Here is an 11,431-nt window from a genome sequence, read left to right on the forward strand (position 1 = left end):
CCGGAGGACTCCCATATCAATTCATCACGGTGCTGCTGATGCACCGGGGGACTGAGATTGCGACTGCTGCGCAGCCGAGCGGGAGCAAGCTCCCTCGCCACAGGGAATAGTGGTTAGTTGCTGATCGCCAGAATGCTCGCCTGATACGACCCGACAAACACGTCGAAATCACCGACCTCGTTCTGCTCCAGCTCCGCCTGTTGCGCCAGCGACGAACGCGCCAGTTCCTCAAACTTCGCCTGTTCATCAGCAGCCAACGGCTCGCGGCGGAAGAACTCGGCGTGGGCCTGGCTCTGGCGCAGGGAGAATTGCGCGAAGCTTTCCTTGTGCTCGGCCATCGCGGCCAGCACTTGCGCCGATGGGGTCAGGGACGGGTCGCTGACCTTGGCCAGTTGCGCGTCCAGCGCCTTGCTGTGCGCGTCGCCACCATGGCTCTGATCGAGCAACGCCGCCAGTGGAGCGATTTGTTCCAGCAGCTCGGCTGCCCAAACCTTCAGCTCGACCGCTTCGCCGTCACGCTGCAACTGCAGGCCCGGACGCCGGCCTTCCTTGACCACGCTGAGGAAGTTCGAAGTGGCATTGCCGCACGAAGTGTTGGTCAGCAGCGGACTGTCGTTCAGCGCGCAATACAGCAGGAACGCGTCGAGGAAGCGCGATTCAGTGACGTCGATGCCCATCGGCAGGAACGGGTTGATATCCAGGCAACGCACTTCGACGTACTGAATGCCCCGGGCCATCAGCGCCTGGATCGGCCGCTCGCCGGTGTAGGTCACGCGTTTCGGGCGGATGTTGGAGTAGTACTCGTTTTCGATCTGCAGGATGTTGGTGTTGAGCTGTACCCACTCGCCATCCTGGTGCGTGCCGACTTCCACATACGGCGGGTATGGCGTGGCCACGGCCTTGCGCAGGCTGTCGGTGTAGCTCGCCAGATCGTTGTAGCACGGCGTCAGGCCGGCCTGGGCGTTGCTCTGGTAACCGAGGTCGCTCATGCGCAGGCTGGTGGCGTACGGCAGGTACAGGGTGTCCGGATCCAGTTGTTCCAACTGGTGCGAACGGCCGCGCAGGAAGCCTGCGTCCAGCGCTGGCGAAGCACCGAACAGGTACATCAGCAGCCAGCTGTAGCGGCGGAAGTTACGGATCAGCGCGATGTACGACGACGACTGGAAATCGCGGTCGGTGCCGACGAAACCTTCGGCTTCGCGCAGCAGCGGCCAGAGCTTTTCCGGCAGGGAAAAGTTGTAGTGGATCCCGGCGATGCACTGCATGGTCTTGCCGTAACGCAGGGCCAGGCCCTTGCGGTAGACGTATTTGAGCTGACCGATGTTGGAGGTGCCGTAATAGGCGATCGGGATGTCTTCCTCGGCCGGCAACGGGCACGGCATCGACGGACTCCACAGGTACTCGTTGCCGAGCTTGCTGTAGGCAAAGCGATGAATCTTGTCCAGGCTCGCCAGCGTATCGGCCGGGTCGGGCAGGGCAGGGGTGATGAACTCCAGCAGCGACTCGGAATAGTCGGTGGTGATCTGTTCATTGGTCAGCGCGGAACCCAAGGCTTCCGGGTGCGGCGTTTGCGCCAGACGACCTTCACTGGTCACGCGCAGGCATTCACGTTCGATACCGTGGAGGCACTGTTCGAGCAGAGAGAGGTTGGCGCGCTCGCCGAGCAGAGCCAGGCGGCGGTTGAGAAGTTCGCTCAATTTGGATTCCTTCACGCGTCAGTCGCCCCAATATGGGGGTGGGCAGGACGGTCTACAAGGGTGAAGTTGAAACTGGCGTTTTCGCCTGGTTTTCTAGCCGGTCAGCCACACACATAAACTGTAGGAGCTGCCGCAGGCTGCGATCTTTTGATTTTGTTTTTCAATAGCAAGATCAAAAGATCGCAGCCTGCGGCAGCTCCTACAGGATTCGTTGCGCCGAAATTAACTCAAAATGATGAACAACATCTACAGGACAGCGAACGTGCCTTGCGCTTTTGCGACCAGTTTGTCGCCCTGCATCACGTCGGCCTCGACCACCAGCGTGCGGCGGCCCGGGTGGATCACCCGCGCCGTGCACAGCACCTCGCCGTCGGATACGGCGCGGATATAGTTGATCTTGCACTCGATGGTCGCGCTCTGCTGATCGAAGCCGTGGCTGCTGGAACAGGCCAGCCCCATGGCGATATCGACCAGACTGAACAGCGCGCCACCGTGCAATTTGCCGCCGCGATTGCGCAGTTGCGGTTCCAGCACCAGGGCGACTTGCGCCACCCCGGTTTCCAGGCTGTGCAGGCGGCAGCCCAACAGCTTGAAAAACGCGCTCTCGACGAGCCCGGCCGGAATCTCCATCAGCGTTTCTTCAACTGCTTGGCGTTGGCGAACAGCGAAGCCATGGCGTTGTTCACCGGAGCGGCTGTGGCCGTTTCCTTGCGCGGCGCGTTGTTCGACGACTGGCGCGGTGCCGAGCCTGGACGCGAACCACGGGCACCGTCGATTTTCTCGCCCGGGGTGTCGCTCATGCGCATCGACAGGCCGACGCGTTTGCGCGGGATGTCGACTTCCATGACCTTCACTTTCACCACGTCACCGGCCTTCACCGCTTCGCGTGGGTCCTTGATGAACTTCTCCGACAACGCCGAGATGTGCACCAGACCGTCCTGATGCACGCCGATGTCGACGAACGCGCCGAACGCGGTCACGTTGGTGACGACGCCTTCGAGGATCATCCCCAGTTGCAGGTCTTTCAGGTCTTCGACGCCTTCCTGGAACTCGGCAGTCTTGAACTCCGGACGCGGGTCGCGGCCCGGTTTTTCCAGTTCTTGCAGAATGTCGGTGACGGTGGGCAGACCGAAGGTTTCGTCGGTGAACTTCTTCGGATCCAGGCGCTTGAGGAATGCGGCGTCGCCGATCAGCGAGCGAATGTCGCGGTCGGTTTCAGCGGCAATGCGCTGCACCAGCGGATAGGCTTCCGGGTGAACAGCGGAAGAATCCAGCGGGTTGTCGCCGTTCATCACGCGCAGGAAGCCTGCGGCCTGTTCGAAAGTTTTCTCGCCCAGACGCGCGACTTTTTTCAGCGCAGCGCGGGTTTTGAAGGCGCCGTGTTCATCGCGGTGAGCAACGATGTTCTGCGCCAACGTCGCGTTGAGGCCGGAGATCCGCGCCAGCAGCGCCACCGAAGCGGTGTTCACATCGACGCCGACGGCGTTCACGCAGTCCTCGACCACCGCATCCAGACCACGCGCCAGTTTCAGCTGCGACACGTCGTGCTGGTACTGGCCGACACCGATGGATTTCGGATCGATTTTCACCAGTTCAGCCAGTGGATCCTGCAGACGACGGGCGATGGACACTGCACCACGGATCGACACGTCCAGATCCGGGAATTCCTTGGCTGCCAGTTCCGACGCCGAGTACACCGAGGCGCCGGCCTCGGACACCATGACCTTGGTCATTTTCATCGCTGGGTATTTTTTGATCAGCTCGATCGCCAGTTTGTCGGTTTCGCGGCTGGCGGTGCCGTTGCCGATGGCGATCAGATCAACCGAGTGCTTGGCGCACAGGGCGGCCAGGATCGCGATGGTCTGATCCCACTTGTTGTGCGGCACATGCGGATAAACCGTGGCGTGATCGAGCAGCTTGCCGGTGGAGTCCACCACCGCGACCTTGCAGCCGGTACGCAGGCCCGGGTCAAGGCCCAGGGTCGCACGCGGGCCGGCCGGCGCGGCCAGCAGCAGGTCATGCAGGTTGTGGGCGAAGACGTTGATCGCCTCGGTTTCGGCGCCGTCGCGCAGCTCGCCGAGCAGGTCGGTTTCCAGGTGCGTGTAAAGCTTGACCTTCCAGGTCCAGCGCACCACTTCACCGAGCCATTTGTCGGCCGGTCGGTTCTGGTTCTGGATGCCGAATTGCTGACCGATCATGCCTTCGCACGGGTGCATGGTGCCCGGCAGTTCGTCGCCGACTTTCAGCGCGGAGCTGAGGATGCCTTCGTTGCGGCCACGGAAAATCGCGAGTGCGCGGTGCGACGGCATGCTTTTCAGCGGCTCGTCGTGTTCGAAGTAGTCGCGGAACTTCGCGCCTTCTTCTTCCTTGCCAGCGATCACGCGGGCGCTGATGGTCGCTTCCTGCTTGAGGAAGTTGCGCAGCTTCTCCAGCAGACTGGCGTCTTCGGCGAAGCGCTCCATCAGGATGTACTTGGCGCCTTCCAGCGCAGCTTTCACGTCGGCTACGCCTTTCTCGGCGTCGACGAAGCGTGCGGCTTCGGTTTCTGGCGTCAGATTCGGGTCGTTGAACAGGCCGTCGGCCAGTTCGCCAAGGCCGGCTTCCAGGGCAATCTGGCCCTTGGTGCGGCGCTTCTGCTTGTACGGCAGGTACAAGTCTTCGAGGCGGGTCTTGGTGTCGGCGAGTTTGATATCGCGCTCCAGGGCGGGGGTGAGTTTGCCCTGCTCCTGGATGCTGGCGAGGATGCTGATGCGCCGTTCGTCGAGTTCTCGCAGGTAGCGCAGACGCTCTTCCAGATGACGCAGTTGGGTGTCATCGAGGCTGCCGGTGACTTCTTTCCGGTAACGGGCGATGAAGGGAACGGTAGAGCCTTCATCGAGTAGCGCGACGGCCGCTTCGACCTGTTGCGGGCGTACGCCGAGTTCCTCGGCGATGCGGCTGTTGATGCTGTCCATAAAACCACCTGACATAGTGTGAAAGCAGGCTCGCAGGCACGGAAATAAAGGCCCGGAGTCTGGTTGAGCGGCTAGAAAATTGCCGCTGCCTGGGTCAAAAGGCTCCCCATTGACCCGTGAAATCGAACAATTACTGCGGCCACCGGGAAAAAAGCCCGGCCACCTGCGGTAACGATTCAGACGTTGCCTGGCACAAAACGCCGCGCATTATAACCAGCGTTCTGTCATTCGGGGGTGTAGCAGTCTGTAGGCACAAACCCCGGTTTTCTGGCAGTGAAGGAAAAATCTGCTAACAATGCACACGGTGCGTATAACGGCAGCTACGCCATAATGCGCGCCGAGCTAAAAGGAGCATCCAATGAGCAGCACTGCAAACAATGCTGAAGGCGAAAAAATTCTTATTGTTGACGACGATCCTGGGCTGAGCAGCCTGCTGGAGCGCTTTTTCGTCAGCAAGGGCTACCGCGCCCGTGCCGTACCGAACACCGAGCAAATGGACCGCCTGCTGTCGCGTGAAGTGTTCAACCTGGTGGTCCTCGACCTGATGCTGCCGGGCGAAGACGGCCTCACCGCATGCCGTCGCCTGCGGGCCGCGAACAATCAGATTCCGATCATCATGCTCACCGCCAAGGGCGATGAGATGAGCCGCATCAAGGGCCTGGAACTGGGCGCTGATGACTACCTGGCCAAGCCGTTCAACCCGGACGAGCTGATGGCTCGGGTCAAGGCTGTTCTGCGTCGTCAGGCCGCACCGGTGCCAGGTGCACCGGGCAGTGAAGACGAAAATGTCACCTTCGGTGATTACGTGCTGTCGCTGGCGACCCGCGAACTGAAACGTGGCGAAGAAGTGCACATGCTCACCACCGGTGAGTTTGCGGTGCTCAAGGCGCTGGTGATGAACGCGCGTCAGCCGCTGACCCGCGACAAACTGATGAACCTGGCCCGTGGTCGCGAGTGGGATGCCCTGGAGCGTTCCATCGATGTGCAGATCTCCCGTCTGCGCCGGATGATCGAGCCGGATCCGTCGAAACCGCGCTACATCCAGACGGTCTGGGGCGTGGGCTACGTGTTCGTGCCGGATGGCGCCGCCACCAAGTGATCGGCGATTTGTAGGAGCGGGTCTGCGCAGATCGGGTTGATCGACCCTCTGCGCAGACTCGCAATCCGCAATATGCGAGCATGGCTCGCTCCTGCAAGTGTGTAACGGTTATCGATGAAAACCCCCGTCTGGTTCCCCCAAAGTTTTTTCTCCCGCACCCTTTGGCTGGTGCTCATCGTCGTGCTGTTTTCCAAGGCGCTGACCCTGGTTTATCTGTTGATGAACGAGGACGTGCTGGTGGATCGCCAATACAGCCACGGCGTCGCCCTGACGCTGCGTGCCTATTGGGCGGCCGATGAAGAAAACCGCGCGAAGATCGCCGATGCCGCGACGCTGATCCGGGTGGTCGGCGCCGGTGTGCCGGAGGGCGAACAGCACTGGCCGTACAGTGAAATTTATCAGCGGCAAATGCAGGCGGAGCTGGGCGCCGATACCGAAGTGCGTTTGCGCATGCATTCGCCGCCGGCGCTGTGGGTGCGTGCACCGAGCCTGGGCGATGGCTGGCTGAAAGTGCCGCTGTACCCGCATCCATTGCGCGGCCAGAAAATCTGGAACGTGCTCGGCTGGTTCCTCGCTATCGGTTTGTTGTCGACCGCGTCGGCATGGATTTTCGTCAGTCAGCTCAACCAGCCGTTGAAACGCTTGGTGTATGCCGCCCGACAACTCGGTCAGGGCCGCAGCGTGCGTCTGCCGATCAGTGATACACCGAGCGAGATGACCGAGGTGTACCGCGCCTTCAACCAGATGGCCGAAGACGTCGAACAGGCCGGTCGCGAGCGCGAGCTGATGCTGGCCGGGGTCTCCCATGATTTGCGTACGCCGCTGACCCGTTTGCGGCTGTCGCTGGAGCTGATGGGCGATCGCAATGACCTGACTGACGACATGGTCCGCGATATCGAAGACATGGACGCGATTCTCGACCAGTTCCTCGCGTTCATTCGTGACGGTCGTGACGAGTCGGTGGAAGAAGTGGACCTGAGCGATCTGGTGCGTGAGGTGGCCGCACCCTATAACCAGAGCGAAGAGAAAGTGCGCCTGCGACTGGAACCGATCCAGCCGTTTCCACTGCGCCGGGTGTCGATGAAACGCCTGCTGAACAACCTGATCGGCAACGCCCTGAACCATGCCGGCAGTGGCGTCGAGGTCGCGGCTTATGTGTCTGGCGATACCAGCGCGCCGTACGTGGTGTTGAGCGTGATGGACCGTGGCGCGGGGATTGATCCGTCAGAGCTTGAGGCGATCTTCAACCCGTTCACCCGTGGCGACCGTGCCCGGGGTGGCAAAGGTACCGGGTTGGGGTTGGCGATTGTGAAGCGGATTGCTTCGATGCATGGCGGCAATGTCGAGTTGCGCAACCGTTCCGGTGGCGGGCTGGAAGCGCGGGTAAGGTTGCCGTTGGGGTTGATGTTGCCGCGGGATGCGGTCTAACAGTCGGGATGTTCAGCGGGGTTGATGGCCCCTTCGCGAGCAAGCTCGCTCCCACAGGGGAACGCATTCCAAAATGTGGGAGCGGGCTTGCCCGCGAAGGCGGCCTGTCAGCCGCCACATTTCAAACGGATCAACCCTTGCCCTTTGTCCGGGTCATGTTCGGCCCGCCATTCTTCTCAAGGTGTTCGATGATGATTCCCGCCACGTTCTTGCCGGTGGTGGTCTCGATGCCTTCCAGGCCCGGCGACGAGTTCACTTCCATCACCAATGGCCCGTGGTTCGAACGCAAGATATCCACACCCGCCACCGCCAGGCCCATGACCTTGGCTGCACGCAACGCGGTCATGCGTTCTTCCGGGGTGATCTTGATCAGGCTGGCGCTGCCGCCACGGTGCAGGTTGGAGCGGAACTCGCCCGGTTTGGCCTGACGTTTCATGGCTGCGATCACCTTGTCGCCGACCACGAAACAGCGGATATCCGCACCGCCGGCTTCCTTGATGTATTCCTGAACCATGATGTTCTGCTTCAGACCCATGAACGCCTCGATCACCGATTCGGCTGCGGTTGCGGTTTCGCACAGCACCACACCGATGCCTTGAGTGCCTTCCAGCACCTTGATCACCAGCGGCGCGCCGTTGACCATGTCGATCAGGTCGGGAATGTCGTCCGGCGAGTGAGCGAAGCCGGTGACCGGCAGGCCGATGCCGCGACGCGACAGCAGTTGCAGCGAACGCAATTTGTCTCGCGAGCGGGCGATGGCCACCGATTCGTTGAGCGGAAACACCCCCATCATTTCGAACTGGCGCAACACGGCGCAACCGTAGAACGTTACCGACGCCCCGATTCGCGGAATCACCGCGTCGAAGCCTTCCAGCGGTTTGCCGCGATAGTGGATCTGCGGCTTGTGGCTGGCAATGTTCATGTAGGCGCGCAAGGTGTCGATCACGACCATTTCATGCCCGCGCTCGGTGCCGGCTTCGACCAGGCGACGGGTGGAATACAGACGCGGATTCCGCGACAGCACAGCGATCTTCATGCAACACCTGTGGAGGAGGTAGATACCGGGAACACCGGCTTGTCTTGTACATATTTGACGCCCGGATTGACCACCAGCTGGCCGTCGATCAAGGCTTTGGACCCGAGCAACAGGCGATAGCGCATGGACTTGCGGCAGGCGAGGGTGAACTCGACCTGCCAGACCCGATCACCGAGGGCCAGGGTGGTGCTGATCACATAGCGCACCTGCGCCTGGCCGTTGGAGCTTTTGATGGTTTTGCGCGTCACCAGCGGTGCTTCGCAACGCCGATGACGCAACTGCACCACCGTGCCCAGATGCGCGGTGAAACGCACCCACTTCTCGCCATCGCGTTCGAACGGTTCAATGTCGGTGGCGTGCAGGCTGGAGGTGCTGGCGCCGGTGTCGATTTTCGCCCGCAGGCCCGCGACTCCCAGATCCGGGAGCGCCACCCATTCGCGCAGACCGACAACGGTCAAATGGTCAAATGTCTTCAAAAAAATGCTCAACCGTGGCAACCGCTCAGCCCGCAAGGGCCGGATTCGCGGTATTCACGCAGAATAAGGGTTAAAAGGCGACAGATTTCTACGGCCCGGATCGCCGACGCCTCAAGCGGGTGTCGGCTGGTGCGCATTGTAATCCGCGGCGGCGTCATTCATGGCACGACAGAAACGGTAGTACAGTTCATCAATATTTCAGAATGAGGAAATTCCATGGCACAAAAAAGCGAAGAGGACGACAAGGTCCGTCTCGACAAGTGGTTGTGGGCGGCGCGCTTTTATAAAACCCGGGCCCTGGCCAAAGCAGCCATCGAAAGTGGCAAGGTGCACTGCCGAGGGGAGCGCTGCAAGCCTGGCAAAGAGCCACGCATTGGCGATGAATTCGAGATTCGTACCGGTTTTGAAGAGCGCACGGTGAGGGTCGACGCCTTGTCGATCGTACGTCGTGGCGCACCCGAGGCGCAGACACTGTATACCGAGACCGAGGTGAGTATTGCCAAGCGTGAAGCGGCAGCGGCGATGCGCAAGGCCGGAGCATTGGGCGTGAGCACTGATGGCAAGCCGAGCAAGAAGCAACGGCGGGATCTGTTTAAGTTTCGTGGCAGCAGCAACGAGTAGTGTGCGACGAACACACTTGGGGCGAGGGAGCTTGCTCCCGCTGGCGGCCGAAGGACGCCCTGTACAGGCGAGCACGTATTTCAAAATACAACTGCATCGACGGGTAAAGCGACTGCTACGCAGCCGAGCGGGAGCAAGCTCCCTCGCCACAGGTCTTCACACAACTGTCAGTTCGCGGCAGACACCACACTCATCCGCGAAACCACCGGCAGCTTGCCCAGCAGATTGAAAACCGGCGCAGTCACCTTCAGCCAGAAGTTGGCGGCGTGATAAGCGAACGGTGTGTAATAACCCCAGCCCAACGCCCACACCGCCAGCAGCATGCCGCCGATGTAATCATCCTGTCCCCAGTGCGCGCCGGCCACCAGACGCGGCAGCATGAACAGCAGCGCCAATCCCCAGACCGTGAGGAACTGGCCGATCGAGCGGCTGAACACGCCCATGAACAGTGCCCAGATCAGCAACACCGAAGCGTGGTCACCGGGGAAGCTCTGGCTCGAGCGATCCTTCAGTTCCCAGGCTTTTTCCAGGTGCGGGAAGTAATCACTCAGGTGCACCGCGTCTTCCAGCACCATCGATGGACTGCTGTGCTGCCAGTCCATGTAGTCGGCGAATTTGGAAAACAGCGCGCGAATCACCACCATCAACAGCAGAATCGAGAAAAAACCGAAAAAGGCGCGACGTACATCAATCGCCTTGAACACCCAGTCACCCTTGATCAGCAGCGTCAGCAGAATCAGACCTACAACGATGTCGAACGGGCGCAGACTTGCAATTGCCCAGATGTGGAGCCATATGGGGTTGCTGGCCAGTGGTGCATTGAGTGAGCGGAACAGCCACTCGTCGAAAATCACACACAGCATCTGGCCCGTAGGCCATAACCAGAAAGCCAGTAGCGCCAACGGCACCACGTTACACAGAACCAGCCGGCCGAGGTTCCACCTTGATTGGAACAAACCCGGATTGTTCATAAAATGCCTCCCGTGGCTGAACATTCGCACCAAATGGGTGCGGAGAAGCGCGGGATTTTCATCTTTTGTAACCATTTTGTCATCAATTCAGATACCCAGACCTATGACTGATCTCCCGGATACCGATTACACCCAACGCTTCATCTTCGATGACAGCGACACTCGCGGCGAGCTGGTTGCGCTGGAACGCAGCTACGCCGAAGTCCTCGCCAAGCACCCGTACCCGGAGCCGGTCGCGCAATTGCTGGGCGAATTGATGGCGGCCGCTTCGTTGCTGGTGGGCACCCTGAAATTCGACGGCTTGCTGATTCTGCAGGCGCGCTCCGAAGGCCCGATTCCGCTGCTGATGATCGAATGCTCCAGCGAGCGCGAGATCCGTGGTCTGGCGCGTTATAACGCCGAGCAGATCGCCCCGGATGCGACCCTTGCCGACCTGATGCCGGGCGGTGACCTGACCCTGACCGTCGACCCGACGATCGGCCAGCGTTACCAGGGTATCGTCGACCTCGACGGTGAAACCCTGTCGGAATGCTTCACCAATTATTTCGTCATGTCTCAGCAGGTTGGCACCCGCTTCAAGCTGTTCGCCGACGGCCGTCGTGCCCGCGGCATGCTGCTGCAGCAACTGCCGGCCGACCGCCTGAAAGACGAAGAAGAGCGCGCCGCCAGCTGGCAGCACATCACCGCGCTGGCCAGCACTCTGAGCGCCGATGAATTGCTCAGCCTGGACAACGAAACCGTCCTGCATCGCCTCTACCACGAAGAGCAGGTGCGCCTGTTCGATGTGCAAAACCTGCGCTTCCGTTGCAGCTGCTCGCGGGAACGCTCGGGTAATGCGCTGGTCAGCCTGGGTCTGGAAGACGCGCAGGCACTGGTGGCCGAACGCGGTGGCGAAGTCGAGATCGATTGCCAGTTCTGCAACCAGCGTTACCTGTTCGATGCGGCCGATATTGCTCAATTGTTCGCTGGTGCGGGCGTCGACACGCCGTCAGATACCCGGCACTAAAACGGTTCAGCGCAGGTAAATTCACTGCGTAACGACGGAATTTCGCCGTTACGACGGGAGGACCCTACTCTTTTTGGGCTTTTCTGGCATAATCCGGCCCACTTTTTTCGCGGTAGTAGTGCACGACTTTCTACTACAAAACG

Annotated in this window: 10 protein-coding genes; 4 read left to right on the top strand and 6 right to left on the bottom strand. The window is 60.7% G+C overall.

All coding sequences use genetic code 11. The features are described 5' to 3' along the window. Positions 1 to 113: 113 nt before the first annotated feature. From gshA to OC71_RS16145, 3 genes are all read right to left on the bottom strand, one after another. A complete protein-coding gene (gene gshA / locus OC71_RS16135) occupies positions 114 to 1,697 on the bottom strand; it encodes a glutamate--cysteine ligase (RefSeq protein WP_041071222.1) in 1,584 nt (527 codons plus the stop codon). Positions 1,698 to 1,943: 246 nt separating this feature from the next. Then, a complete protein-coding gene (locus OC71_RS16140) occupies positions 1,944 to 2,327 on the bottom strand; it encodes a PaaI family thioesterase (RefSeq protein WP_052510599.1) in 384 nt (127 codons plus the stop codon). After that, complete coding sequence (locus OC71_RS16145; RefSeq protein WP_007964702.1) at positions 2,327 to 4,651, bottom strand: Tex family protein; 2,325 nt, start codon at positions 4,649 to 4,651, stop codon at positions 2,327 to 2,329. The genes OC71_RS16140 and OC71_RS16145 overlap by 1 nt, the downstream gene beginning before the upstream one ends. A gap of 358 nt (positions 4,652 to 5,009) precedes the next feature. On the opposite strand from OC71_RS16145, the gene ompR reads away from it, so the two are divergent. Together ompR and OC71_RS16155 are read left to right on the top strand one after the other, a co-directional pair. Then, the gene (gene ompR, locus OC71_RS16150; RefSeq protein ID WP_003220637.1) at positions 5,010 to 5,750 is read left to right on the top strand and encodes a two-component system response regulator OmpR; all 741 of its coding nucleotides are present in this window, start codon (positions 5,010 to 5,012) and stop codon (positions 5,748 to 5,750) included. A gap of 114 nt (positions 5,751 to 5,864) precedes the next feature. Then, positions 5,865 to 7,178: an ATP-binding protein gene (locus OC71_RS16155; RefSeq protein ID WP_027611205.1), complete on the top strand. Its 1,314-nt coding sequence runs from the start codon at positions 5,865 to 5,867 to the stop codon at positions 7,176 to 7,178. A 130-nt stretch (positions 7,179 to 7,308) separates the two neighbouring features. Here OC71_RS16155 and rimK read toward each other — a convergent pair whose 3' ends face one another. Next, complete coding sequence (gene rimK / locus OC71_RS16160; protein ID WP_007949201.1) at positions 7,309 to 8,214, bottom strand: 30S ribosomal protein S6--L-glutamate ligase; 906 nt, start codon at positions 8,212 to 8,214, stop codon at positions 7,309 to 7,311. Further along, positions 8,211 to 8,672, bottom strand: coding sequence for an ATP-dependent zinc protease (locus OC71_RS16165; protein WP_177327918.1), 462 nt, complete (start codon positions 8,670 to 8,672; stop codon positions 8,211 to 8,213). The genes rimK and OC71_RS16165 overlap by 4 nt, the downstream gene beginning before the upstream one ends. 234 nt (positions 8,673 to 8,906) lie before the next feature. Here OC71_RS16165 and OC71_RS16170 point away from each other — a divergent pair, with 234 nt between their 5' ends. Beyond that, positions 8,907 to 9,311, top strand: a complete 405-nt coding sequence (locus tag OC71_RS16170) for an RNA-binding S4 domain-containing protein (RefSeq protein WP_041071246.1) — start codon at positions 8,907 to 8,909, stop codon at positions 9,309 to 9,311. 167 nt (positions 9,312 to 9,478) lie between these two features. Here the strand turns inward: OC71_RS16170 and OC71_RS16175 are convergent, their stop codons facing one another. Next, on the bottom strand, positions 9,479 to 10,282 hold the full coding sequence (locus OC71_RS16175) for a phosphatase PAP2 family protein (protein WP_041071249.1): 804 nt from the start codon (positions 10,280 to 10,282) through the stop codon (positions 9,479 to 9,481). A gap of 103 nt (positions 10,283 to 10,385) precedes the next feature. Between OC71_RS16175 and hslO the strand changes: the two genes are divergently transcribed. Further along, positions 10,386 to 11,288, top strand: coding sequence for an Hsp33 family molecular chaperone HslO (gene hslO / locus OC71_RS16180; protein ID WP_041071252.1), 903 nt, complete (start codon positions 10,386 to 10,388; stop codon positions 11,286 to 11,288). Positions 11,289 to 11,431: the final 143 nt, after the last annotated feature.

Source organism: Pseudomonas sp. W15Feb9B, assembly GCF_000828175.1.
Lineage (GTDB): Bacteria > Pseudomonadota > Gammaproteobacteria > Pseudomonadales > Pseudomonadaceae > Aquipseudomonas > Aquipseudomonas parakoreensis.

Coding starts and splice junctions, on each gene's coding strand:
- OC71_RS16140 (WP_052510599.1), bottom strand. CDS start 2,327: ATGGAGATTCCGGCCGGGCTCGTCGAGAGCGCGTTTTTCAAGCTGTTG.
- OC71_RS16145 (WP_007964702.1), bottom strand. CDS start 4,651: ATGGACAGCATCAACAGCCGCATCGCCGAGGAACTCGGCGTACGCCCG.
- ompR (WP_003220637.1), top strand. CDS start 5,010: ATGAGCAGCACTGCAAACAATGCTGAAGGCGAAAAAATTCTTATTGTT.
- OC71_RS16155 (WP_027611205.1), top strand. CDS start 5,865: ATGAAAACCCCCGTCTGGTTCCCCCAAAGTTTTTTCTCCCGCACCCTT.
- rimK (WP_007949201.1), bottom strand. CDS start 8,214: ATGAAGATCGCTGTGCTGTCGCGGAATCCGCGTCTGTATTCCACCCGT.
- OC71_RS16170 (WP_041071246.1), top strand. CDS start 8,907: ATGGCACAAAAAAGCGAAGAGGACGACAAGGTCCGTCTCGACAAGTGG.
- OC71_RS16175 (WP_041071249.1), bottom strand. CDS start 10,282: ATGAACAATCCGGGTTTGTTCCAATCAAGGTGGAACCTCGGCCGGCTG.
- hslO (WP_041071252.1), top strand. CDS start 10,386: ATGACTGATCTCCCGGATACCGATTACACCCAACGCTTCATCTTCGAT.